Source organism: Rhodococcus sp. NPDC055024 (assembly GCF_053608585.1).
The window spans coordinates 1-25521 of sequence record NZ_JBSGVT010000008.1 but is presented as its reverse complement, the minus strand read 5'-3'; the positions used below and the strand labels follow the sequence as shown (position 1 = coordinate 25521).

The window sequence follows — 25521 nt, the reverse complement described above, 5'->3', positions numbered from 1 at the left end:
TGCGATCAGTTGTGGAAGGGGCACCGGCCTTGGTCGGTGCCCTTCTTCTTTTTTGTCACGAAGTTGGGCCGGATATCGAGATCGGGCTCGTCGTACAGGCGGTGGAACGTCGGCGTGAGCGAGCTGGACATGGGCGGGTTCACCCATGACCAGTCGGTGGGGCACTTGCGCCCGGCCTTGTCCTCGCGCGCGATGTGATCGATGAATTGCTTTGCGACAGTGTGGTGGTCGACCATGATGACGCCGGCCTTGCGGTAGCTGTGAATAACTGCGCGGTTCAATTCGACCAGTGCGCGGTCCTTCCAGAGCGTGCGGTCGTGGCTCATGTCGAGCTCCATCATCGCTCCGATGGTGGGCAACATGTTGTAGCGATCGCCGTCGCTGAAGTTACGGGCGCCGACCTCGGTGCTGACGTACCAACCGCTGAACGGCGTGCAGGGATACACGATTCCCCCGATGTCGAGGTTCATGTCCGAGACCGCGGGAACGGCATGCCATTTAAGCCCCAGATCAGCGAACCAGCTGTATTCGGGATGCTCGATCTCGACCTCGAGAACGAGGTCGGCCGGGACGTCGAAGTACTGCAGGGGTTCGTCGGGAACCGAAATCAGTACGGGGAGAACATCGAACGGCGTACCCGCACCCTTCCATCCCATCGCGGTGACCTGAGCGGTCAGATCGACGTGCCACGGGTCGCCCAGGATGGTGCCGTCAGGCTGCCGGTAGCCGGCGTAGCGGATCAGTTGCGGGCTGAGGATGCGGTACTCCTGACCGTCCTCTCGGGGGAGTGGCCCGACCGTCACGACCGACTGCAGAGCGCCGCCGTTGGTCGACATACGCAGGTGCTCCCAGCATGCTTCTGCGAGAGCGGAAGCCGTGACGGCATCGCGCGCGTCGATGAGTTTGAGGGTCCGCCAATGCGCGCGACCGACACACCTGGCGTGGTTTCGCCAGGCGAGTTTGGCGCCGACGAGCAATTCCTCCGCTGTGTGCGTGTAGGTACCGGTCCGATGGAGCTCACGCAAGGCCTCGCGCCGCCGAGACGTCGGGAGGTGACCCAGTTCCGGAGAGTCGAAAAATTCGACGCACTCGAGTTCCCGACGTTGAAGCTCGGTCAGCGTCGGGGTAGTGGAGGCGATCTGGGACGTAAGCCCGCTATCGGTGGGCAATTCGTCCTGTCGAACAAAATCCACGGCACGACTCCTGTTTGGCTGGTTGAGATTTCGCTGAACGTTAGCTCGGCGATCGAGAGTGTCGAAGCTCTTGTTTATCTTGCACGCAAGAATAAGAAAGGGACGGTCACACCACGAAATGGGGTCGCATTGTGACACTTGTCCAGAATGATTTACGAGTCAGACATTTGTGACATAGGCTGCAAACGAAATTTCGCGGCGGGTCTTGCCGCGTCTAGTCGGGACGAGGATGAGCGTGGATTCGCAAGCAATTTCTCTGGTCCGGTCGAGCTTCAAATCCGTCGCTGCGGTAGAAGATGGTCCGGAACGGCTCGCCCGTACCTTTTATTCGATTCTGTTCGCTCGATCGCCCGAAACCCGTGAGTTTTTTCCGGCAGCGATGGATGTGCAGCGGGATCGGCTCGTCAGCGCTATCGCTCACGTCGTCGAACGTCTCGACGAGTCCGACGCGATACTCGAGTACCTTGCGCAGCTCGGCCGCGATCACCGTAAGTACGGCGTCACCGACGAGCACTACACGGCAGTCGGCAATGCCTTGATCGAAGCGCTCGAGACGTTCGGCGGTGCCGAACTGTGGACGGACGAGGTCGACAGCGCGTGGCGTAACGCGCTCGCGATCATCTCGGCAGCGATGATGGATGCCGCCAACGCGGAAGACGGTCCGCCCGCCTGGAGTGCCACCGTCATCGAATGCCGCCCGGTGATCAAGGGCGTCGCCGTCGTGCGGCTGCAACTCGACCAGACGATGGAGTACCGCGCCGGTCAGTACGTCAGCGTGCAGGTCGCCGCGAGGCCACGGATGTGGCGCTACCTGTCACCGGCCACGCCGTATGACGGAACCGGAATCCTCGAGTTCCACATCCGTCAGGTCACCGGCGGTTGGGTCAGCCCGGCGATGGTCAACCAGACCGCTGTCGGCGACACGTGGGTGGTCGGCTCGCCGATCGGTGCTCTCGGGATTCCGGAGAACTCCAAGGACCTGCTGATGATCGCGTCGGGAACCGGTGTCGCGCCACTTCGCGCGCAGATACTCGAGCTGATCCGACGCGGAAACACCCGCAAGGTTCATCTCTTCTATTCCGGCCAGAATCCGTGCGATCTGTACGACCTTCCGCATCTGTGGAAGTTGGCCGAGAAGCACCCGTGGCTCACGATCGTCCCAGTGTCCGAAGAGGACGAGAATCCGTGGTGGCACACCGAAGCGGAACCGCTGCCGCCGATCGGCATGAAGCGGCGCATCACCGGCAAGGTCGGCAAGGTCGTGACCTCGTTCGGGGGCTGGGCAGGCTACGACATCCAGGTCGTCGGCAGCGAATCCATGGTCAACAGCACCAAATTCAGGCTTCGTGCAGTGGGGATCGACGTCGACACCGTCCGCAACGACCCGCCGTACTGATCGTCAGTACGGATCGAACTGAATGACGTCGGCCGGGGTGCCGGCCTCGATCAACCGATCACGCGTCGATCGAACCATGGCCGCGGATCCGCACACCAAGACCTGATGTTCGGTGAAGGCACCGTACGACGCGACGACGTCGGCGAGCGTGCCTTCGATGAGGTGGTCGTCGCCGAATCCGATGTCGACGTTCAAACGGTCGAACCATCCGTCGGGAGGGCCGCCGTCGGACAGATCTTCGACGACGGGAATCGGCTGCAGCCACGGAAACTGGTCGGCGAGTAGCCACAGCATGTCCGCTGCGTAGAGATTACGAAGCGTTCGGCCGCCGAAGAAGAGGTACACCTGCGGCGGGTTCGGGGTCTGAGCCAGATCGAGAATGATCGAGCGCAGTGGGGCCAAACCGGTTCCGCCCGCGACCATGATGACGGTGGGGCCGTTCTCGTCGACCGACAGATTGCCGCGCGGGTCGAGTATCTGCCAAACGTCACCAGGTTGGGTGTCCTTGACTATCGAACCGCTGACCCAACCTCCGGGAACCGTCTTGACGTGAAACTCCAACTTTCCGTCGTGTGAGGGAGGCAGGGCGGGGGAGAGTCGGCGTAGCAACCGCGAATTCTGCGGAACGCTGACGTCGACGTACTGGCCGGGGCGGAACGGGACGACGTCGCCGACCAGGCGGACAACCGCCAGATCCTCACGGAGACGGTGATGTTCGACGACTGTGCTCGACCAGGTTCGCTGGGCCATGAAAGTTCTCCTGTAGTCAGTAGAGCGGGTCGTGCCGGATCTGGTCGAGCGGAGTTCCGCCGGCACGCAAGGCGTAGACGGTCGTCTTGATCATCGACGGTGACCCCGAGATCTGCACCTGGCGGTCGGCCCACGAGCCGAACTGCGAGACTACTTTTCCGATCGGACCGATTAGCCGGCTGTGCATTCCGAAGGGTGGTTCGAGCACCGGTCCGTTGTGCCACCAAGGGTTTTCGGGCTCTTCGGATACAGGTACAACGGTCAACCACGGGTTGCTGAGCGAGATGTGCCAGAGCGTTTCGAGGTCGTAGAGGTCGCACGGATAGCGTCCGCCGACGAACAGGTGCACGCGCGGATTGTGCGCGCGCTGAGACATCTCCATCACCTGAGCTCGCAGTGGGGCGATGCCGGTGCCGGAGCCGATCATGAGAACGTCGCGGTCGCTGGTGAAGTCGACCTCCAAGCCGCCGAGGGGAGTGGACATGACCCAGCGGTCACCGACATTGGTTTCACCGACGATCGCCGGGCTGACCCATCCTCCCGACACCTTGCGGATGTGGAACTCGAGCTGGCCGAAAGGGTTTGTCGGAATCGCCGGCGAATAGTACCGCCACATTTTCGGGCGCTGGGGAATCTGAACGCCGAGGTATTGCCCCGCCCCGTACGGAATGGGTGGGTCGGCTTCGAGGCGCACTATCGCCAGATCGTCGAGCACTCGTTCGTGGCTGACCACGGTTCCACCCCAGAGCGCCGGGGACGTATCGGATTCGGCGCCGTCGGCCATCGTGCTGACGACGAGGTCGGTGAACTGAGACCAGGCGTCCTCCAGTTCCGGCGTCCACTTGTAGCGACTGTGCGCGCTGGTGCCGTACATCGACCGAACCGCGCGCTCGAGTGCAATACCAGCAGCCTCGTAGTGCTCACGCTCGACGCCGTAGCGACGATGATCGCGGCCGAGTTGGGTGAGGAACTTCCGGATCCGACGATGCTGGGGGAGGTTCTTGACGACGAACTCGATCGCTCTGAAGAAACGGTGCCCCTGCGATTCCATCCCGGCCGGGAACAATGAGCGGTACAGAGGATGTTCCGCAAAGAGGCCGGTATAGAACACGGCTGAGAAATGCGCACGGCTCTCTTCGTCGTCGGTCAGAGAATCGAGGCTGGATTGCAGACGGGCAATCACTGTCGGATCCAATCCATCCCCCTTTCGCACCAGCTGCAACTCTCGCCACAATTCTAGTACGGCTGAAAATGTGACCTACGAAACCAACTCGGTCTGGCGAAAACAAACTTGAGCGGAATAGACTCAAGTTTGTCCGCGTTGAGCATATTGACACAGTCGCAATACCAACCGGTCGCGGCTCTTCCCGTTCGACTTCGCCAGAAAGGTGACAAGTGGACTCGTTCACACCAACAACCAAGACCCAGGCTGCGATGACGGCTGCACTGCAGTCGGCGTCGTCGGCGGGTAACCCCGATATCCGGCCTGCCCATCTGCTGGTCGCATTGCTCGACCAGACCGACGGCATCGCTGCCCCACTACTCAAAGCTGTAGGCGTCGACCCCACCGTCGTACACCGAGAAGCGCAGGCAATCGTCGATCGCCTGCCCAAGACAACCGGCGCAAGCTCCACTCCGCAACTCGGGCGTGAGGCACTCGCGGCACTGACTGCTGCTCAGCACCTCGCCACCGAGATGGACGACGAGTACGTCTCCACCGAGCACGTCCTCTACGGACTGGCGGGCGGCGACTCCGACGTCGCACAGTTGCTCGTGCGCCACGGCGCCACCCAGGACGCACTGCGTGAAGCCTTCACCACCGTCCGCGGTAGCGCTCGCGTCACCAGCCCGGAGCCCGAAGGCACCTACCAAGCGCTGGAAAAGTACTCGACCGACCTCACCGAAGCCGCACGAAGCGGCAAGCTCGACCCGGTGATCGGTCGCGACACCGAGATTCGTCGTGTCGTGCAGGTGCTCTCGCGTCGTACCAAGAACAACCCGGTACTCATCGGTGAGCCCGGCGTCGGCAAGACCGCGATCGTGGAGGGCCTGGCCCAACGCATCGTCGCGGGTGACGTCCCGGAATCGCTGCGAGGTAAGACCGTCGTGTCCCTGGACCTCGGGTCCATGGTCGCCGGCGCCAAGTTCCGCGGTGAATTCGAGGAGCGCCTCAAGGCTGTCCTCGACGACATCAAGAACAGTGCCGGACAGGTCATCACCTTCATCGACGAGTTGCACACCATCGTCGGCGCCGGTGCCACCGGTGAATCCGCGATGGACGCAGGCAACATGATCAAGCCGATGCTCGCCCGCGGTGAGCTGCGGCTGGTCGGTGCCACCACGCTCGAGGAGTACCGCAAGTACATCGAGAAGGACGCAGCACTCGAGCGTCGTTTCCAGCAGGTGCTCGTCGGTGAGCCCTCGGTCGAGGACACCATCGGCATCCTGCGCGGCCTCAAGGAGCGCTACGAAGTGCACCACGGCGTGCGCATCACCGACTCCGCGTTGGTGGCTGCTGCCGCTCTGTCGGACCGCTACATCACGTCGCGGTTCCTGCCGGACAAGGCCATCGACCTCGTGGACGAAGCCGCTTCGCGACTTCGCATGGAGATCGACTCGCGACCCGTCGAGATCGACGAGGTGGAACGCACTGTTCGCCGACTCGAAATCGAAGAAGTGGCACTCGAGAAGGAAACCGACGACGCGTCCAAGGCACGGCTCGAGAAGCTGCGTCAGGAACTCGCCGACGACCGCGAAAAGCTCAATCAGCTCAGCACCCGCTGGCAGAACGAAAAGCAGGCCATCGACTCGGTGCGCGTGCTGAAGGAACAGCTCGAAACCCTGCGAGGAGAGTCTGAACGCGCTGAGCGTGACGGCGATCTGGGCAAGGCAGCCGAGTTGCGCTACGGCCGCATCCCGGCGCTCGAGAAGGAACTGGAAGAGGCAGCAGCCGCTTCCGGAGCTGCCTCCGACGGTGACGTGATGCTCAAGGAAGAGGTCGGGCCCGACGACGTCGCAGACGTGGTCGCAGCCTGGACCGGAATCCCCGCCGGCCGGATGATGGAAGGCGAAACCGAGAAGCTACTCCGCATGGAGTCCGAACTCGGCAAGCGGGTAGTCGGGCAGACCGACGCCGTCGTCGCCGTCTCGGATGCGGTCCGCCGCGCCCGAGCAGGTGTCGCCGACCCCAACCGGCCCACCGGTTCCTTCCTGTTCCTCGGCCCGACCGGCGTCGGTAAGACGGAGCTCGCCAAAGCCTTGGCGGACTTCCTCTTCGACGACGAGCGCGCGATGATTCGCATCGACATGAGCGAATACGGTGAGAAGCACTCGGTGGCCCGACTCGTCGGTGCCCCTCCGGGATACGTCGGCTACGAAGCCGGCGGCCAGCTCACCGAAGCAGTTCGGCGACGCCCGTACTCGGTGGTCCTCTTCGACGAGGTCGAGAAGGCACACCCCGACGTGTTCGACGTCCTGCTCGCAGTGCTCGACGAAGGCCGACTCACCGACGGTCAAGGCCGCACGGTGGACTTCCGCAACACCATCCTGATCCTGACCTCCAACCTGGGATCCGGTGGAACACGTGAGCAGGTCATGGACGCGGTACGCCACGCGTTCAAGCCGGAGTTCATCAACCGTCTCGACGACGTCGTTGTCTTCGACTCGCTCTCCGAAGAGCAGTTGGAGCACATCGTCGACATCCAGCTCGAGCAGTTGCAGAAGCGTCTGGCTGCGCGTCGTCTCACCCTCGAGGTGAACGGTGCGGCTCGGATGTGGCTCGCAGTGCGCGGCTACGACCCGCTGTACGGCGCCCGGCCTCTGCGTCGACTCGTTCAGCAGTCGATCGGCGACCAGCTCGCCAAGCTGCTCCTGGCCGGCAAGGTCCAGGACGGCGACACCGTGCATGTCGGTGTCAGCGAGGACGCGGATCAGTTGGTTCTCTCCTGATCGGTTCTGCCTCGATTCGGTAAGCGGAATGCCCCGTCGATCCAAGTGGATCGGCGGGGCATTCGCTTTTTGTTCTACCCTGGATGGCTGGATGCTCGAACTGGGGAAGTCTGCACCCGCGCCTCTCCGAACGACTTCGACGCTCTTTCGTCCTAACCGAAGGTGAGCCAGGCATGACCGATCAGAACGATCCGCGTAATTCGGGTGGGCCGCGCCGTGAGGATCCCGAGGCGACCGAGGTGTGGGGGCGTACGCCCGACCAGCCGACGGAGCAATACGGGACGGTGTCCGGCCAGTCGAATCCGAACCAGCCGACGGAGTATTTCGGTCAACAGCCGGGGGCAGAGCAGTATCCGGGGGCACAGCAGTATCCCTACGGTGGTCCGGATCAGAACACGGAGTACTTGGGTCAGCAGGGGCAGCAGCCGAATCCCACTCAGGCCTTTCCCGCCTACAACCCGCAGTTCGATCCGCAGGCACCGCCGCCCGGTGCGACGCAGGCTTATCCGCCTTACACGGCCCAGCAGTACGGGAACACGCAGCAGTACGGAAATACACAGCAGTACCCGGTTGCCGGTGGTGGCGGCGGGGTTCCGCCGGAACAGCCGTTCATCGAAGACGGGTCGCCTGGAGGCGGTAAGAAGCGCAAGCTCGGGACGTGGGTGGCCGCCGGCGTGGTCGGGATCCTGGTCGCCGTGATCGCGATCATCGCGTTCTCGGCGTTCGGCTCGAACGACAAGGGCACCCAGACCGCTTTCGTCCCCCCGACCACCACGACGCAGGCACCGACCACCACACCGCCGAAGGCGAGCACAACTGCACCGACTCCGACGACGGATTCCCCGCTCAGCCAGCTTCCGGGCGGGCTCGGCGAAGTGATCGGTGACGCCGGGGGAGCCGTCGGCACCGTGAAGTCGAACGACGGCGGCACGTTGATCATCGATTCGATCGGCGGCTCGCAGGTGACGGTCCTGACCACCTCGGACACCACGCTCATCGCGCTCAACCGCGCGACCATCGCCGATCTGCAACCGGGAGACAACATCGTCGTCGACGGAACTCCGGTGGAGAACGGCACGATGACCGCGAACACGATTCTGAGTACGTCGTTGCCGAAGTTCGGCAACTGAGTCGTTCACGACACATCGGGCGAGTCCACCAGGGTGTCGCGGGAGGTTGAGGCCGTGAGTCGCTACCCTGGAGGGTGATGACTGGAATGTGGTTCGGACTGGCAGTAATTGCACTCGCAGGCGCGGGTGCGCTTCTGTACGTCGACAGGACGAGGCGAGATCAATCGGGGCGAGTGCGCCAGATCTGGGCAAAGGCGCAGGGCTACACGTACACGGCCACTGATGATCAGCTGGCAGGCGAATGGCACCGCGCGGTCATGGCCAAGCAGGACTACCTGACTGCCACCGACGTCGTCCGCGGCCGCCGTCGCGGCGAGCAGTTCGTGCTGTTCGACCTGGAAGAGACCGCAACCATCGTGGCCGTTCGCCGCGAGATCGGGTCGGACGTCGACATCGATCTTCGGTTGAAGTCGACGGCTCCGCCCAAGGACGGCGACCTGAACTTGCTGGGTGCGATCGGTTCCCGGGTGGTTTTTGCAACCGACCTCGAGATTGCTCGTCGCGTCTGTGATCAGCGCATGGTGGCGTTCACCGAATCCGTTCCGCCGTCGATCAGCATGCTGTGGAGCGAAGGGCAGTGGACGCTCGGTTCGCTCCCGGTGACCAGCAACGGCCGGGATTGGGACGCTGCAATCGAGTCGGTTGCGCGCCTGTCCGGCATTTTGCATGTACTGCCCCCGGTCACGGATCCCAACGAACTCGAGGTCGATCACGATCCGAGCCGCCCGCGGCCGGGCGCCGAGAAGTCTCGCCCCACTCCGGATCCGGTAGAGCAGCCCCGTACGCGTCAGGAGCAGCCGCCTCGTGAAGCTGCGCCGCGTGAATTTTCGCCGCGTGAGTCTGCATCGCGTGAGTCCGGACCGCGTGAAACTGCGCCACGTCAGGACCAATCGCTGCGCAAGCCCGAGGCGGCTGACAAACCGGCTCAGCGTCCGGCGTCGCAGCGCTCGGGCACAATTCGTCCGGTCGACTGACCTTTAAGGTTCCCGTCCAGTAGCAATAACCACTAGCGTGGCCGGTATGTCGACTTCCCACTCGGATCGCCCTGTGCGTCCCGTTGCCCTGGTGACCGGACCTACTTCTGGTCTCGGCGCCGGTTTCGCCAAGAAATACGCTTCCCTCGGATACGACCTGGTTCTCGTCGCGCGTGACGAAGTCAGATTGCACGACCTCGCGTCCGAGTTGAAGACGATGTTCGGCACCGAGTCGGAGATTCTGGTTGCCGATCTCGCATCGGAGGCCGGACGCGATTCGGTCGCGCTGCGCCTTGAGAAGGGCGTCGAGGTGTTGGTGAACAACGCCGGATTCGGTACCTCCGGCGAGTTCTGGACCGCAGATCCGGCTCTTCTGCAGTCGCAACTCGACGTCAACGTCACCGCCGTGATGCGGCTGACTCGCGCGGCGCTGCCCAGCATGATCGCGTCGGCGCACGGAACGATTGTCAACGTTGCAAGCGTCGCGGGCCTGCTCTCCGGCCGCGGTTCGACGTATTCGGCAAGCAAGGCATATGTCATTTCGTTCACCGAGGGGCTGTCCGGCGGGTTGGCCGGAACGGGAGTGCGTGTGCAGGCGCTGTGCCCCGGCTTCATCCGCACCGAGTTCCACGAGCGTGCGGGTATCGAGATGTCCACGATCCCCAAGCCGATGTGGCTGAGCGTCGACCAGGTGGTTGCGGCGTCGATGAAGGATCTCGGCGATGACAAGGTCATCAGCATTCCGGGAATCCAGTACAAGGTCCTCACGACGGCCGGGCGTCTGGTTCCCAAGGGCCTGGTTCGCCGGATGACCAACATCGTCGGCAGAGGCCGCGGGCGAACGTAGCCCAGAGGCAGAAGCCGAATGTAAGGCAGTGGTCGGTAGGCTGAGCACTCATGAGCGATCGTGAGGATTTGGCTGCGCTGGTGCGCGAATTGGCTGTTGTACACGGGAAGGTGACGTTGTCCTCGGGCAAGGAAGCCGATTACTACGTCGACCTTCGCCGCGCGACACTTCACCACAAGGCAGCGCCGCTGATCGGCTCACTGCTGCGTGAACTGGTCGCGGACTGGGATTTCGACGCCGTCGGCGGTTTGACGATGGGCGCCGATCCGGTTGCGATGGCGGTGATGCATGCTCCCGGACGCCCGATCGACGCGTTTGTCGTCCGCAAGGCTGCCAAGGCACACGGGATGCAGCGTCAGATCGAGGGCCCGGACATCGTGGGCAAGCGCGTCCTGGTGGTCGAGGACACGACAACGACGGGCAACTCGCCGTTGACGGCAGTGAAGGCACTGCGCGAAGCAGGGGCCACCGTGGTCGGAGTCGCGACGGTCGTCGATCGTGCGACGGGTGCGGACGCGGTGATCGGTGCCGAGGGCGTCGAGTACCGCTCGCTGTTGGGCCTGGAAGATCTGAACCTGAGCTGACGCCCGTGAGTGGTTGAGGAGTCTGGGGGCTCCTCAACCACTCACAGGGGGTTAGTCGCCGACGGTTACAGCGAGTGCTTCGTCGACGCTGTGCGGTGCGGGATCGTGGTCGTCGACGTGAGCGAGGACCTTGCGTCCGCTCGACAGGACGAACACGGCGGCGAGGGTGAGAACCGCGCCGACCCAGAACGGCATGTGGACGTTGGATTCGCCGAGCTTGCCGGCTACCCACGGGGCTGCGGCGCCACCGACGAATCGAACGAAACTGTAAGCGGCCGAGGCAGTCGACCGTTCCACGGGAGCCGAGATCATGACGGTCTCGGTGATGAGTGTGTTGTTCACGCCGAGGAACAATCCGGCGAGGACGACGCCCACGATCAGAACGATCTTGTTCTCGGTGAAGAGAGCCATCATGCCCAGGTCGAGTGCGAACAGTGTCAGTGCCAGCATCATCATCGGCAGTGTGCCGAAGCGACGTTGCAGGCGTGGGGCGAGGAAAACCGACGAGATCGCCAGCATCAGTCCCCAGCCGAAGAAGATGAATCCGATCGCGTACGCCCCCATGTCGAGGGGGAACGGTGTGTACGCGAGCAGGGTGAAGAATCCGTAGTTGTAGAGCAGCGCGGTGATGGCGACGGTGAGTAGTCCGCGGTGCCGCAGAGCCTGGAACGGCGCGGCGATGGATGTGTGGTGTTCAGGCTTGGGTGCGCTGGGAAGCATCACGACGATGAGGATGAAGGCAACCGCCATCAGGGCTGCGACGCCGAAGAACGGTGCGCGCCAGCTGATGTCACCGAGAACCCCGCCGACCAACGGTCCGACCGCGATGCCGATGCCCAATGCAGCCTCGTAGAGAATGATCGCGCGTGCGACACCGCCACTGGCCGCGCCGACGATGGCCGCGAGTGCCGTTGCGATGAAGAGCGCATTGCCGAGTCCCCAGCCTGCACGGAATCCGACGATCTGTCCGATGGTGCTGGAAGCGCCTGCAAGAGAAGCGAACACGATGATGATCGCGAGCCCGGCGAGGAGCGTCTTCTTGGCGCCGATGCGGCTCGAGACCACACCGGTGATTAGCATTGCGACGCCGGTGACGAGCATGTAGCTGGTGAACAGGAGTGAAACCTGGGACGGTGTGGCGTCGAGTTGTTCACCGATCGGCTTGAGGATCGGGTCGACCAAACCGATGCCCATGAAGGCGATGACGCTGGCAAAGGCTACCGCCCACACCGCTTTCGGTTGCTTCAGGAGGCTCGGCGGAGCCTCGTTCTGGTGCGTTGATGTCGCGGTCGTGTTGCTCACGGCCACCTCCTTTTTCAGTGGTGGGTACTTCAGCTGGGATCGGAAGTTTTGATGATGGAACGTAATTCGGCCAATCCGTCAGCCAGCTTCTTGATCTGTTCGGGCTCGAGCTCGACGAAGTGGGGGACGAGGGCGTCGGCGATCTCGTTTCGGCCTTCGTTCAGGATCTTTCGCCCCTTGTCGGTCATGGCGACTCGCACTGCCCGGGCGTCCTCCGGGTCGGCGCGGCGTTCGACGTAATCGTGTTCACCGAGTTTGCGCAGTAGCGCGGTGGCGGAGGGTTGCGAGCATCTGTCGAGGCGGGCGAAGTCGCTGATCCGCATTTCGCCGTACTCCTCGAGGAGTGAGAGTGCGCGCAGCCAGGCGCGTGGGTACTGATCGGACGCGAACGAGCCTGCCAGTTTCGCGAAGCGGTGCGTGTTGCTCACGAGGTCGACGAGTAGTTCATGCAGTTGCTGCTGGTCATCTGCCACGAGAAATATTATTGCATAGGGTAACTATGTAAATCAACGAGTGCGGGGCAGGTGATCCGTCACAGTCGCGGTGACCAGTGCCGCGACGTCGAGGTCTCGAGCGACCAGTGCGAGGCTTCGATTTGCCGCCAGCACCGCGACGCCGTGAGTTCCCGTCCAGATGCTCAGTGCAGAAGTGGTGGGATCGGACGCTTTTGCCGCTTCGGTCAGCCTCTGTAAAGCTGCAAAGAGGGGGAGTGAGGACTCTCGAAGGTTGCTGCCCGCGCCCTGGAGGAGGTCGTGGCGAAACATCAACTCGAACATCGCCGGCCGATCCTGGGCGAATGACACGTATTCGATTGCGGCCGAGATCAATCGGTCGCGTGCCGATTGTTTGCCGGTGAGGATGGGATCAAGCCTGTTGGTGAGGTCGACAAGCCCGCGGAAGGCGATCGCGGCGAGCAGGCTGTTGTGCGTCGGAAAGTATCTCCGCGGGGCACCGTGCGACACGCCCGCCCGGCGCGCTATCTCCCGTAGCGTCAATTCTGTGGGGCCGTCGGCATCGAGAATCTCGACGCCGGTGGCGACGAGCGTTTCGCGAAGGCTGATGGCGGTCATAGAAGTCAGTGTCTACTATTGCGGACGTAGACAGTGTCTACCCGCGTGTGGAGACGGTTCTCGGTGATGTGCAGAGAGGTGATGCCCAGTGCTCTATTGGTTGTTCAAATTCGTCCTGATCGGCCCCGTCCTGTGGGTGTTCGGGCGACCGACGATCGAGGGTCAGCACAACATCCCCAAGAAGGGACCGGTGATTCTCGCCGGAAACCATCGTGCCGTCGTGGACTCGTTCTTCCTGGTTCTCATGGTTCGCCGCCGCATCACCTTCGTCGCGAAGAGCGAATATTTCACCGGGACGGGTGTGAAGGGCGCGATGCAACGCTGGTTCTTCGGCGGCGCAGGTCAGGTGCCGATCGACCGTAGCGGCGCCGACGCCTCCCGTGCGGCGTTGGACACGGCCATCGGGATTCTCGACAAGGGTGGTGTCTGGGGGATCTACCCCGAGGGAACCCGATCACCCGACGGGTGCCTGTACAAGGGAAAGACCGGAGCGATTCGTGTCGCCCTGGAAACCGGGGCGCCGGTCATTCCCGTCGTCGTGCACGGCGGCGACGCCGTCAACCCGCCGGGTACGCGGATGTGGCGCTTCAGCAAGGTCCGGATCACGGTAGGGGAGCCGATCGACTTCTCGCGATATCGCGAACTTCGTGGCTACCAGGCCGTCGTGCGCGCGGCGACGGACGAATTGATGACGGTGCTCTGTGAGCAATCGGGGCAGGAATACGTCGACGTCTACGGCGCGGACGTCAAATCCGGCGATGCCGCTTGAGTGACCCAGTACGGTCGCTGTTGGACGTGTAACCAACAGGAGGATTGTGATGGCGGGCAAGTGGGGCATCGAGCACGCAGTTTTTGCGGCGGCGACGGCAGCGACCGTGGTCGGGGCAGTAGTCGGTAACGAGCGGGTTCAGCAGATCGCGAAGCCGTTGATCGCACCCGCGCTGGCTGCCCGAGTGCTGCGCAAGCGTTCGGAGACGGAAACCGCCGATACCGCACTGCTTCTGGCCGGCCTCGCCGCCGCAACCGTCGGCGACGTGTTCATGATCGACCCGGACGACGACGCCCGCCTGATCAAGGGTGCGTCGTCGTTCGCGGTGATGCAGGCCAGTTACTCGGCGCTCCTGCTGCGCCGCGGCGCTCGCCCGACCCGCGCTGCCCTGCGGCCCCGCATCAGCGGTTGGTCGACGGCGTCCGGTCTGCTCCGTGCCAAGGCGCCGAGCGTGTCGACGCCGCTGACCGGATACGGATTGATGTTGGGAACCACCTCGACTTTGTCGGCGGACCCCGCTCTGGCGCCGCAGTCGAAGGCCGTGCTCGACGTGGTCGTCCCCAACAAGGATCGACGCTCCTGGCTCGGTTTGGGCGGAGTGCTCTTCACCGCGTCCGACGGATTGATCGTGGTTCGTCGACTGTTCATTCGCGGGACTGCGGGCCGAGCCGCCGCCGAGGGCGTGATCCTGGCGTCGTACGCGGGCGCACAGTTGATGCTGGTGGAGGGCATGTTGGCGCTGGGACGCAAGAAGAGCGTCTAGTTTTTCACGGGCACAGCATGATTCGGTCTCGGTTCTTCGGGTCCACCAGGACGGTAACGGTGGATCCGGGAGTGATCTTGTCTTTGTACTCGGGTCGGATCTCGTATTCGATCCGGCCCGAGTACGAGTCGGAGCCCGGAACCGTGAGGTGAAGTGCGAGTTTGGCCAGTTCACCGTCGACGGTTCGGCGCAGGGGAGTGACCGTGTCTATTCGTGCCCATCCTTCGAGGCCGTGCTTTTCGAGTTTGCGTTCGGCGCGGGTCGGGCGGTTGGCCCAGGCCATTCCGAATCCGAGAACCGAGCCGAAAGCGGCGAGCAGTCCGCCGATCTGATAGGGCAGAGTGCCAGGGGGAGTGTGCTCGACCAGCCATCCGAGCCACACCGCGAGCACGATCAGATACCCCACCGCGATGAAACATACGGTGTGTACGACGCGACGGTGATTCATCAGATTTCCTCCACATCCAGGATAGCCTGACCGCATGAGCGAACCGAACGTCTTCATCACCGGTGCTGCGGCGGGAATCGGGCGGGAGACGTCGCTGTTGTTCGCGCGCAACGGATACCGCGTCGGTGCGTTCGACATCGACGACGCCGGCCTTGCCTCCTTGAAGGCCGAGATCGACGGTTTCGGTGGCAGTGTCGCGACGGGAGTCCTCGACGTCACGGATCCGCTCGGCTGGGCGCAGTGTTTGGCCGAATTTGCCGGGGAGTCAGGGCGTCTGGACATCCTGGTCAACAACGCGGGCGTGCTCTCCTCGGGACGATTCGAGGATATTTCTCTTGCGGCACATCGCCGAATGATCGACATCAATGTCACCGGCACCCTCAACGGCACGCACACGGCTTTCCCGTACCTTCGCGATACCGCCGGGGCGCAGGTGGTCAATCTGTGCTCCGCCTCGGCGATCTACGGCCAACCCGAACTCGCGACCTACGGCGCCACCAAGTTCGCGATCCGCGGCTTGACCGAGGCGCTCGATCTTGAATGGGCGCAGCACGACATCCGCGTACTCGCCCTCTGGCCCCTGTTCGTCCAGACGGCGATGGTCACGGGAATGGACACCGGTGCCACCAGATCGTTGGGCATCAAACTCACCGCCACCGACGTCGCCCAGGAGTTGTGGGCGGCCACGCGCGGCGCTGGACGCATCCACAAGGTTCACTACCCGGTCGGAACTCAGGCGAAGCTCTTCCTCAGCGCGTCGCGGTTCTCGCCCGCGTGGCTCTCACGGTTGATGAACAAGCGCGTCACCAGCACTTAGTCGACCACACGATAGAGTGCACTGTCGGCTGTTGCTGGGCCAAAGGTGACGTGTGTGGAGGTAGTCGGGTGGTTCGTGTTCGGGTGGGGTTCGTGTTGTTGGGTGTCGGGTCGGCGCTCTTGCTTGCCGGGTGCGGCGGCGAGGCGGAATCAGCGCCGACGGTAGCGGCGCAGCCCAGTTCGACCACCACGACCGCGGTGCCGACGACGACAACCACCGTCGCGCCCGTCGTCACCACGACCACCGAACCTCCGACCACGACACTGCCGCCGACGACGACGCTGACGGACGTGCAGTTCGAGCGCAACGAGTCGTACTACTTCACCACTCCGGACGGGAACTTCCAGTGCGGCATCATCAAGTTGCCCACCAGAATCGAAGCCGGGTGCGAGGGAACGACCACCCCGGTTCCACCGCGACCGGAGAGTTGCATGGTCAACTGGGGCAACGGCATTCGCGTCACCGACGAGGGTGAGGGTGCTTTCATGTGTTCGGGCGGTGAGGTGTACACGTCCGGCGGCCCCGATGCCGATCCGGTGTTGGCGGCCGGCCAACCGCTGAGCAAACTGGGTTTCACCTGCACGACCACCGCGACAGACGTCTCGTGTGTCAACGATCAGACCACGCACGGTTTCACGGTGGCTGCAAATTCCAACGAGGTGTTCTGATGACCGAAGTCGCTGCCGAAGACGTTTCCGGCGGGGCCGGCGAACCGGGACCCACCGAGTGGGGCGAGAACCCCAACGGCGTGGGGCCGTGGACCGAGGAGCACGACACGGATCCTCCTACCGACGAGCGCTACGACCCGGTACTTCTGGCCGAGGGTGATCGTCGAAACGTCTTGGACGAGTACCGGTACTGGACGCGGGAAGCGATAGTCGAGGACATCGACTCGCGTCGTCACACCATGCATGTCGCCATCGAGAACTTCGCGCACGACGCCAACATCGGCACGGTGGTCCGCACAGCCAACGCGTTCGCCGCAGCCGCTGTCCACATCGTGGGGCGTCGGCGCTGGAATCGGCGGGGCGCCATGGTGACCGATCGATACCAGCACATCGTTCACCACGCCGACATCGGCGAGCTCGTCGAGTACGCCCGTGAGAATTCACTCACGATCGTGGCTGTGGACAACACTCCCGGGTCGGTGCCGCTGGAGACTGCCAGCCTGCCGCGAGAGTGCATCCTGCTGTTCGGCCAAGAAGGGCCTGGGGTGACCGAACACGCGAAAGAGGTTGCGTCCATGACGGTCTCGATCGCACAATTCGGTTCGACTCGCAGCATCAACGCCGGAGTCGCGGCCGGCATCGCGATGCACGCGTGGGTCCGTGAGCACGCCGATCTCGCCGATTCCCGCTGATCCCGCTCACGTATTCCGGCTAGCGCGTAGCGCCTCGACCAGACAGGATAGATAGTTATGCAGGAAGTGTGGGCAGAGCGGGCCGATGCGGCTGAGGGCGCGATAGTCAGTCGTCACCTTCGGCGCCTGTGGGGGATGCCTCGGACAGCACTCGGCGTGGTTGCCTGGCCTGCAGTTCGGCGCGAGCGGATGTTCAAGCCGTGGCACTACTGGTGGCAGGCGCACCTGCTCGACACTGCAATCGACGCACTCGAACGTGACCCGACGCCCAAGCGTCGTCGCCGGGTCGCGAAGGTTGCCCGCAGTGTTCGGGTCCGCAACGTCTCGGCGTGGACCAACAATTACTACGACGACATGGCATGGCTGGGTCTATCCCTCGAACGTGCTCAACGCATGTTCTCGGTCGATCACCGGACTGCGGTCCAGGCGCTCGAATCGCAGCTCTTCGATTCGTGGTCCCCGGCCGACGGCGGCGGTATTCCGTGGTGCAAGGGCTCCGATTTCTACAACACCCCGGCAAACGGGCCCGCCGGAATCATGCTGGCGCGCACCGGAAAACTCTGGCGTGCGCAGGCAACAGCCGACTGGATCGACGAGACGCTGCGGGATCCGGACTCCGGACTGATCTTCGACGGTATCCGGCGCGACGGCACCCTCGAGCGCGCGATCTACTCGTACTGTCAGGGCGTCACGCTGGGGTTGGAAACCGAATTGTCGACGCGATTGGGCGAACCGCGTCACCGCGAGCGAGTCCACAAGCTGGTCGACGCCGTGTACGACGGCATGACCGAGTACGGAGTCATCACGGGCGGTGGCGGGGGCGACGGCGGATTGTTCAACGCCATCCTGGCTCGTTATCTCGCGTTCGTGGTGGTGAACCTGTCGTGGGAGACCCACGAGGACCTGCGAGCGCGAGAACTTGCAGCGCAGATTGTTCTGTCCTCCGCGGAAGCTGCCTGGAACAACAGGCTGCAGATCGAAGGCCTGCCGCTGTTCGGACACGACTGGACCAAGGACGCCCAGTTGCCGAGTCTGTCCGGCGACATCGCCACCTTCGCCGCCGGGACGGTGCGCTCGTCGAGTGTGCCCGAGCGAGACCTCTCGGTGCAGGTGGGCGGGTGGATGCTCATGGAAGCCGCATTTGTCGTCTCGGCGGCGGGATACCCCCGTAAGCGTTAGGCTTCTCCGTCATGGAATCCCGGCACGTGATCGACACTGACGGCGTTCGTCTTCACATCGACGTCGGTGGGTCAGGGTCGGACGTCCTGGTTCTCTCCGGCGGCCCGGGATGCGTTCACTATCTTGCCCACGACGCGCTGCTTCCTGAAGGAATGCGTGCGTGGTGCCCTGAGCCGCGTGGAGTCGGACGGTCCGGTGGCGGCGCTCATACGATGGCGCAGGCCGTTGCGGACCTCGAACTGGTCCGGCGCACCTACGAGATCGACAGCTGGGTCGTGCTGGGGCACTCATGGGGATCCGACTTGGCAGTGAGGTACGCACTCGACTGTCCGGAATCGGTGTCCGGCGTCGTCGGAATCGCGGGGCACGGCCTTCACAAGGACCGGACATGGTCGAAGCAGTACGAAGCGGGGATCGAGCCGGACCCGCAGATACCTTGGGAACCTGTTGTCTGGCAATCGCTTCAAGAATCGTTCATCGAATGGATTCATGAGCCACAGCTGTTTCGGCAGTTGGCCGACTCACCCGTGCCCATGACATTTCTCGCGGCGGCCGACGACATTCGCCCGTCGTGGCCGTTGCAGCAATTGGCTGCGCTCGTGCCGAACGGTAGTTTCGCGGTCATCGACGGTGTTGCACACAACTTCTGGCAGTCTCACCCGGACCTGTGGAGGAAGACCGTCACCGAGGCGTGTGTGATGCAATCTCCACCAGGATTCGCTCCGCAACGGTCTGGTATCCCAGTCTCCGATTGACGGTCAGCATCGGGTGGTTTTCCGCGTTCACCGTTGTGTAAATCTCTCTCAGCAAAGGAAATTCAGCTGCCAACACAGATGCTTGTTGCTCCTTGACCCACTGAGCGAGACCGTGCCCGCGGTGTCGGGGGAGTACCACGGTGTCGTGCTGCGAAGCGTGGGTGCTGTCATTTTCGTCCACCGTCACCACTGTCGCTGCGGCTACTTCGCCGACGGCGTCGGCGACCGCGCAGCACACCAGGAGCACCTGAGAGCCACCGGTCATCTTCTGTTCCCACGATCTGAGTTCGTCGACTCCCCAATTACGTTCGGGCATCTGCAGTCCGGCGCCCGGTGCGTCGAGGAGTCGGTTCAATGCCTCCGAGAAAGAGTGGACAAATTCGTCCGGGGTTCGGTTGCGCCAACTGACGATTCGATAGCCGGGGCGGGTGCTGTCTGCGGTGGGAGGGCTGAGGTGCTGAACCTGGTTGGCCAGTCGAAGCAGCACGCGATGGCTGTCGAACTGCTGCAGGAAGTGTTCGGCTGCACTTCCCGTGCGCGCAGTCACCCTGATTCGGCGCACGCCGTACCCGGCGATGTCGGCCTCGACGAGTTCGGCAAGTGCCCGTCCCGCTCCTCGTCGTTGCGCATGGGGACTCACGTACATTCGAAACTCCGCGAGATCGGCGTCCGCTGAATTTCTTCGCGCCTGGGCGATACCGAGAACCTCGTCGGTGCCGACGTCGCGTGCGATCCAACGCCACACGTCGACCGAATCGTCTTCGGTCTCGATCATTTCCGCCAGCGCAGTCGCCGTCGGCGACGCTCCGGAGAGGTGGCGGTGGCCTTCGGAGAACAGTTCGCACCATTGCCGAAGAACGGGTGATGTCCTCAGAGACGGTACGAACTCGGCTACAACTACACAGGTCACCCATGTGACGATACCGAGCGCCCACTCGGAGTTGGAATCACACGAACCGTAACCCTGTCGGAGGAAGGTGGTTGTTGCCAGCATTCAGGCATGTCTGATTCCTCGCGCCAACTGAGCCTCAACGCGTTCATTCACCCTGCCGGCCATCACGAAGCGGCGTGGCGTCATCCGTGGACGACACCGGAACGTCTGTTCGACGTCACGTACTTCCAGGAGATCGCTCGTACCGCCGAGGCTGCGAAGTTCGACGGAATCTTCTTCGCCGACGGTCCGGCATTGCGCAGCGACGTCGAGCACGGTCCCGCAGGGACTTTGGAGCCGATCACGTTGCTGACTGCCATTGCAGTGGCGACCGAGCGGATCGGTTTGATCGCGACGGCGTCGACCACGTACTACGAGCCGTACAACCTGGCTCGGCTGTTCGCCTCGCTCGACCACATCTCCAACGGACGCGCGGGGTGGAACATCGTCACCACCGGCACCGATCTGGCGGCAGCCAACTTCGGGCTGGCCAAGCATCCGGACCACGGTGACCGGTATTCGCGTGCACGGGAATTCGTCGACGCGGTGGTGCGGCTGTGGGACAGCTGGGAGGACGACGCGATCAGTCTGGACCGCGAGAGCGGAATCTACGCGGACAGAAACAAGATTCACGAGATCAACTACGTCGGGCGGCATCTGCGGGTGCGGGGACCGTTCAACGCACCGCGAACGCCGCAGGGATACCCGGTGCTGGTGCAGGCCGGTGCGTCCAACGACGGTCGCGCCTTTGCCGGTCAGTACGCAGAGGCGATTTTCACAGCGCACCAAAGACTTTCCGACGCTCAGGCGTTCTACACCGACATCAAGTCGAGGGCTGCTCAGTTCGGCCGCAACCCCGATCACGTCAAGATCCTGCCCGGAATCAGCCCGTTCATCGGTGACACCGAGGAGCAGGCGCAGGCGCTCGAACGGGAGTTCAACGAGTTGACTTCGCCGGAGTACGGGCTCGCGCAACTCGGTGCACTCACCGGGACCGATGTTCGGAATCTGGAGCTGGATGCACCGGTTCCCGTCGAATTGTTCGCGGCTGCAGGCGATGTCACCGACAACAAGCAAAGCAGATTGCAGGTGATCGCCGGCATCGTCGAGCGTGAGCGTCCGACGGTTCGTGGCCTGCTTCATCGATTGGCGGGTGCTCGCGGACATCGGGTGTTTGCCGGAACTGCCGAGCAGGTGGCCGACACTATCGAGGAGTGGTTCACCAGCGGTGCTGCCGACGGATTCAACGTCATGCCGCCGTACTACCCGGGTGGACTCGAGATCTTCGCCGAGCGCGTGGTCCCGATCCTGCAGGACCGCGGTCTGTTCCGGACCGAATACTCGGGTACGACGCTTCGCGATCATTTCGGTTTGCCGAGGCCCGAGAGCCAGTTCTCGGGTAGTGCGTCCGCAGTGCAGTAGGCCCGCTTCACGTTGTCGATAATGACAACGGTTATCATTAAGGAATGAAGCAGCTACCGGTAACCGTGCTGTCCGGATTTCTGGGCGCAGGCAAGACCACACTCCTCAACCACATCCTCGCCAACCGTGACGGCCGACGCGTCGCCGTCATCGTCAACGACATGAGCGAGATCAACATCGACGCGGCCCTCGTCGCGGGCCAGGGCCACCTCGATCGCACGGAGGAGAAGTTGGTCGAGCTGACCAACGGATGCATCTGCTGCACGCTGCGTGAGGATCTGATCGACGCCGTCGGCGCTCTGGCGCGAGAAGGACGGTTCGATCAGTTGGTGATCGAATCCACCGGCATCTCCGAACCGATGCCGGTGGCAGCCACCTTCGACTGGGAATTCGAGGACGGTTTCAGCCTCGGCTCACTCGCGAAGCTCGACACGATGGTGACCGTGGTGGATGCGTCGACCTTCCTCGGCGAACTGGCAAAGGGCGAACGACTCGACGAGCGCAACCTCGAAGCCGGGGAGGGGGACGGACGAAGCATCTCCGATCTCCTGGTCGATCAGGTGGAGTTCGCCGACGTCGTCTTGCTGAACAAAACCGACCTGGTGAGCCCGCGCGCGGCAGGAACCGTCGAGGCAACGCTCCGCAGGCTCAACCCCACCGCTCAACTGATTCGGACGGACCATGGAAAAGTCACCCTCGACCGCGTCCTCGAAACCGGTCTCTACAACCCGGAACTCGCTGCGCAGGTACCCGGTTGGGACGAGGAACTGGCCGGTGGGCACACCCCGGAAACCGAGGAATACGGAATACGCAGCGTCACATATCGCGCCGCGCGACCTTTCCATCCGGCGCGGCTCGAGGCTGCGCTCGGTCAGTTCACCGGACTCCTGCGAAGCAAGGGCTTCTGCTGGATCGCCAGCCGGCCCGAATTCGCCGCTATCTGGTCGCAGGCAGGCCCCAACCTCGTCATCGAACCGGCTCAACTGTGGGCGTCGGCGGCGGAGGTGCCAGGGCAGGAGATCGTGTTCATCGGAGTGAAACTCGACCCGGCGGCACCGTCACGAATCCTCGATCCGGCTCTGCTGACCGATGACGAACTACGCGAAGGACCGCGGGCCTGGACTCGCTACGAGGACCCGTTGCCGGCGTGGGACCAGAGCCACCTGCACTGAGCAGACGGCTTCTAGTCGACGACTTCTTCGACCTCGACGTCTTCGGCCGGACGGGCCATCTCCTTGCGGTACTGCCAGATGCCCAACGCGGTACCGATGACCAAGCTGACCATCATCACGATCAAAACGGCGGGCAGCAACCACGGGACACGATCGAGGAAGGAGCCACCGTAGAAACCGAGCAACAAAAGCACCGGCGCCCAGATGATCGCGCCGATAGTGCTCGCGATGGTGTAGCGCGTGTGGTTCATCTTGGCTGCGCCCGCGACCATCGGGCACAGGGTGCGAACCCACGGTACCCAACGGGCAATCAGGACCGCCCAGAACCCGTGTTTTTCCAACAGGATGTTGACGCGATGCAGGTTTTTCTCGGTGAAGTACTTGCCGCCCTTACGGGCTTTGATGTGGTTGCCCGTCCGGTGGCCGATGACGTACCCGACCTGGTTGCCGGCAATGGCAGCGATCATCGCGCCTACCGACAACGCCCACACGTGGCCTGCACCGGACTCGTGGCCGGCAAGAACGATTCCGGCCGTGATCAGTAGCGAATCGCCGGGGAGAAACAAGCCGAGGATGATCGCGCACTCGATGAAGACGAACGTGACGACGACTATCCAGACCAACAGAGGCCCGGCAGTCTCGAGTGGGGAGAAACTGCCGGATGCGAGCGTCATCGTCGTCAGTTCTTCGCCTCGTTCTGCAATCAGGGGGTGGGGTCTTCGGGGACTGTCACCGTCGAATTATCCGTAGTGGAAGTATTCGCCGTTTCACCACGTCTCGACGCCAGAATTCGCTTTCCGATCTCGAAGACGATCGGCAGAACCGACACCAGGACGATCAAGATGAAGATGTAGTCGACATTGTCGCGGATGAATTCGATCTGCCCCAGGAGGTAGCCGAGCAAAGTCACGCCGGCACCCCACAGGATGCCGCCGACGATGTTGTAGGTCAGGAACAGTGAGTACTTCATCTTCGAGGCGCCGGCGACAACCGGTGCAAAAGTACGCACAATCGGTACGAACCGAGCCAGGATAATGGTGATCGGGCCGTGCTTCTCGAAGAAGGCGTGGGACTCGTCGATGTACTTCTTCTTGAAGAACCGCGCGTCGTCCGTCTTGAACAGGGCAGTTCCGCCCTTGGTGCCGATGTAGAACCCGACTTGGTCACCCAGAATCGCGGCGATCGGAATTGTCACCAAGAGCACCCACAACGGTGCGAACGGTTCGATGTCAGTCGACTTGGAAGCCGCGATCAGCCCTGCGGTGAAGAGGAGAGAATCGCCGGGCAAGAGCGGAAACAGCAGGCCGGACTCGATGAAGACCACCAGAAGCAATCCCACCAGAACCCACGTTCCGAAGGAATTCAAGAGGTTCACGGGATCGAGGAAGCCGGGCAGCAAGGCCAGGTTCGTCACGGATTCAGTTGCTGCCTGCACATTCACGGAGGCCAGAGTACCGGCCGAATCTGAGTGTTTCCCACCACCGCAGGTCATCGCGTCGGTCTCGGCGACCGATGCCGGGGTTGTGCGGCGGCCGAGACCGCAAAGAGACGTGGCGAGTAGGACTTGCCATACTGCTAGGACCACACGAAGCGCTTCACATCGCCGAGCGCTCCGAACGACACGTAAATGGAGGACTCCCGCCGTGCCTATCGCAACTCCCGAGGTCTATGCCGAGATGCTTGGTCGGGCCAAGGAGCATTCCTTTGCCTTCCCCGCCATCAACTGTGTCGGCTCCGAATCCATCAACGCAGCCATCAAGGGCTTCGCGGACGCCGGCAGTGACGGCATCATCCAGTTCTCGACGGGCGGCGCCGAGTTCGGTTCCGGTTTGGGCGTCAAGGACATGGTCACCGGCGCTGTTGCGCTCGCCGAATTCGCACACGTGATCGCGGCAAAGTACGACGTCACCATCGCGCTGCACACCGACCACTGCCCGAAGGACAAGCTCGACACCTACGTGCGTCCGCTGCTCGCGATCTCGCAGGAGCGTGTCGACGCCGGCCGCAACCCGCTGTTCCAGTCGCACATGTGGGACGGCTCGGCCATCCCGATCGACGAGAACCTGGCCATCGCCAAGGAACTGCTCGCCCTCTCGAAGGCTGCACGCATCATCCTCGAGGTCGAGATCGGTGTTGTCGGCGGCGAAGAAGACGGCGTCGAGGCCGAGATCAACGACAAGCTCTACACCTCGAGCGAAGACTTCGAGAAGACGGTCGACGCTCTGGGCATCGGCGAACAGGGCAAGTACCTGCTCGCTGCCACCTTCGGCAACGTCCACGGCGTCTACAAGCCGGGCAACGTCAAGCTCAAGCCCGAGGTTCTCGAAGAGGGCCAGAAGGTTGCCGCTGCCAAGCTCGGCCTGGCCGCCGGCTCGCAGCCCTTCGACTTCGTCTTCCACGGCGGATCGGGATCGCTGAAGTCGGAGATCGAGGACTCGCTGAACTTCGGCGTCGTCAAGATGAACGTCGACACCGACACCCAGTACGCGTTCTCCCGTCCGATCGCCGGACACTTCTTCTCCAACTACGACGGCGTCCTCAAGATCGACGGCGAGGTCGGAAACAAGAAGGCGTACGACCCGCGCAGCTACCTCAAGAAGGCCGAAGCAGGCATGACGGCTCGCGTCGTCGAGGCGTGCAACGACCTGAAGTCGGCCGGACGCTCGGTGTCCGCGGGCTGATCGGTTTCACAACTGCGCTTCACAGAACAA

26 protein-coding genes are annotated in these 25521 nt (G+C 63.1%); 16 read left to right on the top strand and 10 right to left on the bottom strand.

Features of this window, described 5'->3' with window-relative positions:
* Positions 1 to 5 precede the first annotated feature (5 nt).
* Complete coding sequence (locus ACWF6P_RS17650; RefSeq protein ID WP_378536081.1) at positions 6 to 1193, bottom strand: nitric oxide synthase oxygenase; 1188 nt, start codon at positions 1191 to 1193, stop codon at positions 6 to 8.
* 235 nt (positions 1194 to 1428) lie between these two features.
* On the opposite strand from ACWF6P_RS17650, the gene ACWF6P_RS17645 reads away from it, so the two are divergent.
* A complete protein-coding gene (locus tag ACWF6P_RS17645; protein WP_452621848.1) occupies positions 1429 to 2589 on the top strand; it encodes a globin domain-containing protein in 1161 nt (386 codons plus the stop codon).
* Between the two features lie 3 nt (positions 2590 to 2592).
* On the opposite strand, the gene ACWF6P_RS17640 is transcribed toward ACWF6P_RS17645, so the two are convergent.
* Entirely contained in the window at positions 2593 to 3339 is a 747-nt protein-coding gene (locus ACWF6P_RS17640) for an FAD-binding oxidoreductase (RefSeq protein WP_452621847.1), read from the bottom strand.
* 16 nt (positions 3340 to 3355) lie between these two features.
* A complete protein-coding gene (locus ACWF6P_RS17635) occupies positions 3356 to 4552 on the bottom strand; it encodes an FAD-binding oxidoreductase (protein WP_452621846.1) in 1197 nt (398 codons plus the stop codon).
* A gap of 182 nt (positions 4553 to 4734) precedes the next feature.
* Between ACWF6P_RS17635 and clpB the strand changes: the two genes are divergently transcribed.
* The 5 genes from clpB to pyrE all read left to right on the top strand — a co-directional run bounded on the left by clpB (position 4735) and on the right by pyrE (position 10822).
* Positions 4735 to 7287 carry an ATP-dependent chaperone ClpB gene (clpB, locus tag ACWF6P_RS17630; RefSeq protein ID WP_230816327.1) on the top strand — a complete coding sequence of 851 codons (2553 nt, stop codon included), beginning with the start codon at positions 4735 to 4737 and terminating at the stop codon, positions 7285 to 7287.
* 173 nt (positions 7288 to 7460) lie between these two features.
* On the top strand, positions 7461 to 8417 hold the full coding sequence (locus tag ACWF6P_RS17625; RefSeq protein WP_452621845.1) for a hypothetical protein: 957 nt from the start codon (positions 7461 to 7463) through the stop codon (positions 8415 to 8417).
* A gap of 86 nt (positions 8418 to 8503) precedes the next feature.
* Positions 8504 to 9391: a type III secretion system chaperone family protein gene (locus ACWF6P_RS17620; RefSeq protein ID WP_378645802.1), complete on the top strand. Its 888-nt coding sequence runs from the start codon at positions 8504 to 8506 to the stop codon at positions 9389 to 9391.
* Positions 9392 to 9437: 46 nt separating this feature from the next.
* The gene (locus ACWF6P_RS17615) at positions 9438 to 10238 is read left to right on the top strand and encodes an SDR family NAD(P)-dependent oxidoreductase (protein WP_283305913.1); all 801 of its coding nucleotides are present in this window, start codon (positions 9438 to 9440) and stop codon (positions 10236 to 10238) included.
* A 50-nt stretch (positions 10239 to 10288) separates the two neighbouring features.
* Complete coding sequence (pyrE, locus tag ACWF6P_RS17610; protein WP_003944385.1) at positions 10289 to 10822, top strand: orotate phosphoribosyltransferase; 534 nt, start codon at positions 10289 to 10291, stop codon at positions 10820 to 10822.
* A 51-nt stretch (positions 10823 to 10873) separates the two neighbouring features.
* Here pyrE and ACWF6P_RS17605 read toward each other — a convergent pair whose 3' ends face one another.
* From ACWF6P_RS17605 to ACWF6P_RS17595, 3 genes are read right to left on the bottom strand one after another with little or no spacing between them, the layout of a single operon-like run.
* Entirely contained in the window at positions 10874 to 12130 is a 1257-nt protein-coding gene (locus tag ACWF6P_RS17605; protein ID WP_050656275.1) for an MFS transporter, read from the bottom strand.
* A 23-nt stretch (positions 12131 to 12153) separates the two neighbouring features.
* Entirely contained in the window at positions 12154 to 12597 is a 444-nt protein-coding gene (locus tag ACWF6P_RS17600) for a MarR family winged helix-turn-helix transcriptional regulator (RefSeq protein WP_378448533.1), read from the bottom strand.
* Positions 12598 to 12630: 33 nt separating this feature from the next.
* Entirely contained in the window at positions 12631 to 13194 is a 564-nt protein-coding gene (locus ACWF6P_RS17595; protein WP_452621844.1) for a TetR/AcrR family transcriptional regulator, read from the bottom strand.
* A gap of 88 nt (positions 13195 to 13282) precedes the next feature.
* Here ACWF6P_RS17595 and ACWF6P_RS17590 point away from each other — a divergent pair, with 88 nt between their 5' ends.
* On the top strand, positions 13283 to 13963 hold the full coding sequence (locus tag ACWF6P_RS17590) for a lysophospholipid acyltransferase family protein (RefSeq protein ID WP_378448531.1): 681 nt from the start codon (positions 13283 to 13285) through the stop codon (positions 13961 to 13963).
* A 49-nt stretch (positions 13964 to 14012) separates the two neighbouring features.
* The gene (locus ACWF6P_RS17585) at positions 14013 to 14726 is read left to right on the top strand and encodes a lysoplasmalogenase (RefSeq protein WP_452621843.1); all 714 of its coding nucleotides are present in this window, start codon (positions 14013 to 14015) and stop codon (positions 14724 to 14726) included.
* Positions 14727 to 14730: 4 nt separating this feature from the next.
* On the opposite strand, the gene ACWF6P_RS17580 is transcribed toward ACWF6P_RS17585, so the two are convergent.
* Positions 14731 to 15174, bottom strand: coding sequence for a hypothetical protein (locus tag ACWF6P_RS17580; protein WP_378448530.1), 444 nt, complete (start codon positions 15172 to 15174; stop codon positions 14731 to 14733).
* 34 nt (positions 15175 to 15208) lie between these two features.
* Between ACWF6P_RS17580 and ACWF6P_RS17575 the strand changes: the two genes are divergently transcribed.
* From ACWF6P_RS17575 to ACWF6P_RS17555, 5 genes are all read left to right on the top strand, one after another.
* Entirely contained in the window at positions 15209 to 15991 is a 783-nt protein-coding gene (locus ACWF6P_RS17575) for an SDR family oxidoreductase (RefSeq protein WP_452621842.1), read from the top strand.
* Between the two features lie 68 nt (positions 15992 to 16059).
* Positions 16060 to 16659 carry a DUF6636 domain-containing protein gene (locus tag ACWF6P_RS17570; protein WP_452621841.1) on the top strand — a complete coding sequence of 200 codons (600 nt, stop codon included), beginning with the start codon at positions 16060 to 16062 and terminating at the stop codon, positions 16657 to 16659.
* Positions 16659 to 17351 carry a TrmH family RNA methyltransferase gene (locus tag ACWF6P_RS17565; protein WP_452621840.1) on the top strand — a complete coding sequence of 231 codons (693 nt, stop codon included), beginning with the start codon at positions 16659 to 16661 and terminating at the stop codon, positions 17349 to 17351. The genes ACWF6P_RS17570 and ACWF6P_RS17565 overlap by 1 nt, the downstream gene beginning before the upstream one ends.
* Before the next feature lie 57 nt (positions 17352 to 17408).
* Positions 17409 to 18530: a glycoside hydrolase family 76 protein gene (locus ACWF6P_RS17560; RefSeq protein WP_003944321.1), complete on the top strand. Its 1122-nt coding sequence runs from the start codon at positions 17409 to 17411 to the stop codon at positions 18528 to 18530.
* Positions 18531 to 18541: 11 nt separating this feature from the next.
* Positions 18542 to 19285 (top strand): alpha/beta fold hydrolase, encoded by a 744-nt coding sequence (locus ACWF6P_RS17555; protein ID WP_452621839.1) that lies wholly within the window; start codon positions 18542 to 18544, stop codon positions 19283 to 19285.
* Here ACWF6P_RS17555 and ACWF6P_RS17550 read toward each other — a convergent pair.
* Positions 19212 to 20279, bottom strand: a complete 1068-nt coding sequence (locus tag ACWF6P_RS17550; RefSeq protein ID WP_452621838.1) for a GNAT family N-acetyltransferase — start codon at positions 20277 to 20279, stop codon at positions 19212 to 19214. The two genes, ACWF6P_RS17555 and ACWF6P_RS17550, sit on opposite strands and share 74 nt — an antisense overlap.
* A gap of 6 nt (positions 20280 to 20285) precedes the next feature.
* Here ACWF6P_RS17550 and ACWF6P_RS17545 point away from each other — a divergent pair, with 6 nt between their 5' ends.
* Both ACWF6P_RS17545 and ACWF6P_RS17540 read left to right on the top strand, forming a co-directional pair.
* Positions 20286 to 21638, top strand: a complete 1353-nt coding sequence (locus tag ACWF6P_RS17545) for an LLM class flavin-dependent oxidoreductase (protein WP_452621837.1) — start codon at positions 20286 to 20288, stop codon at positions 21636 to 21638.
* 44 nt (positions 21639 to 21682) lie between these two features.
* The gene (locus ACWF6P_RS17540) at positions 21683 to 22810 is read left to right on the top strand and encodes a GTP-binding protein (protein WP_452621836.1); all 1128 of its coding nucleotides are present in this window, start codon (positions 21683 to 21685) and stop codon (positions 22808 to 22810) included.
* An 11-nt stretch (positions 22811 to 22821) separates the two neighbouring features.
* On the opposite strand, the gene ACWF6P_RS17535 is transcribed toward ACWF6P_RS17540, so the two are convergent.
* Together ACWF6P_RS17535 and ACWF6P_RS17530 are read right to left on the bottom strand one after the other, a co-directional pair.
* Complete coding sequence (locus tag ACWF6P_RS17535) at positions 22822 to 23484, bottom strand: DedA family protein (RefSeq protein ID WP_452621835.1); 663 nt, start codon at positions 23482 to 23484, stop codon at positions 22822 to 22824.
* A gap of 29 nt (positions 23485 to 23513) precedes the next feature.
* Positions 23514 to 24302 carry a VTT domain-containing protein gene (locus ACWF6P_RS17530; RefSeq protein WP_378448709.1) on the bottom strand — a complete coding sequence of 263 codons (789 nt, stop codon included), beginning with the start codon at positions 24300 to 24302 and terminating at the stop codon, positions 23514 to 23516.
* A gap of 151 nt (positions 24303 to 24453) precedes the next feature.
* Between ACWF6P_RS17530 and fbaA the strand changes: the two genes are divergently transcribed.
* Entirely contained in the window at positions 24454 to 25491 is a 1038-nt protein-coding gene (gene fbaA, locus ACWF6P_RS17525; protein WP_021343256.1) for a class II fructose-bisphosphate aldolase, read from the top strand.
* Positions 25492 to 25521 lie beyond the last annotated feature (30 nt).

Coding starts and splice junctions, on each gene's coding strand:
- ACWF6P_RS17640 (WP_452621847.1), bottom strand. CDS start 3,339: ATGGCCCAGCGAACCTGGTCGAGCACAGTCGTCGAACATCACCGTCTC.
- ACWF6P_RS17625 (WP_452621845.1), top strand. CDS start 7,461: ATGACCGATCAGAACGATCCGCGTAATTCGGGTGGGCCGCGCCGTGAG.
- ACWF6P_RS17620 (WP_378645802.1), top strand. CDS start 8,504: ATGTGGTTCGGACTGGCAGTAATTGCACTCGCAGGCGCGGGTGCGCTT.
- ACWF6P_RS17615 (WP_283305913.1), top strand. CDS start 9,438: ATGTCGACTTCCCACTCGGATCGCCCTGTGCGTCCCGTTGCCCTGGTG.
- pyrE (WP_003944385.1), top strand. CDS start 10,289: ATGAGCGATCGTGAGGATTTGGCTGCGCTGGTGCGCGAATTGGCTGTT.
- ACWF6P_RS17595 (WP_452621844.1), bottom strand. CDS start 13,194: ATGACCGCCATCAGCCTTCGCGAAACGCTCGTCGCCACCGGCGTCGAG.
- ACWF6P_RS17585 (WP_452621843.1), top strand. CDS start 14,013: ATGGCGGGCAAGTGGGGCATCGAGCACGCAGTTTTTGCGGCGGCGACG.
- ACWF6P_RS17580 (WP_378448530.1), bottom strand. CDS start 15,174: ATGAATCACCGTCGCGTCGTACACACCGTATGTTTCATCGCGGTGGGG.
- ACWF6P_RS17575 (WP_452621842.1), top strand. CDS start 15,209: ATGAGCGAACCGAACGTCTTCATCACCGGTGCTGCGGCGGGAATCGGG.
- ACWF6P_RS17565 (WP_452621840.1), top strand. CDS start 16,659: ATGACCGAAGTCGCTGCCGAAGACGTTTCCGGCGGGGCCGGCGAACCG.
- ACWF6P_RS17560 (WP_003944321.1), top strand. CDS start 17,409: ATGCAGGAAGTGTGGGCAGAGCGGGCCGATGCGGCTGAGGGCGCGATA.
- ACWF6P_RS17555 (WP_452621839.1), top strand. CDS start 18,542: ATGGAATCCCGGCACGTGATCGACACTGACGGCGTTCGTCTTCACATC.
- ACWF6P_RS17550 (WP_452621838.1), bottom strand. CDS start 20,279: ATGCTGGCAACAACCACCTTCCTCCGACAGGGTTACGGTTCGTGTGAT.
- ACWF6P_RS17545 (WP_452621837.1), top strand. CDS start 20,286: ATGTCTGATTCCTCGCGCCAACTGAGCCTCAACGCGTTCATTCACCCT.
- ACWF6P_RS17540 (WP_452621836.1), top strand. CDS start 21,683: ATGAAGCAGCTACCGGTAACCGTGCTGTCCGGATTTCTGGGCGCAGGC.
- ACWF6P_RS17535 (WP_452621835.1), bottom strand. CDS start 23,484: ATGACGCTCGCATCCGGCAGTTTCTCCCCACTCGAGACTGCCGGGCCT.
- ACWF6P_RS17530 (WP_378448709.1), bottom strand. CDS start 24,302: ATGACCTGCGGTGGTGGGAAACACTCAGATTCGGCCGGTACTCTGGCC.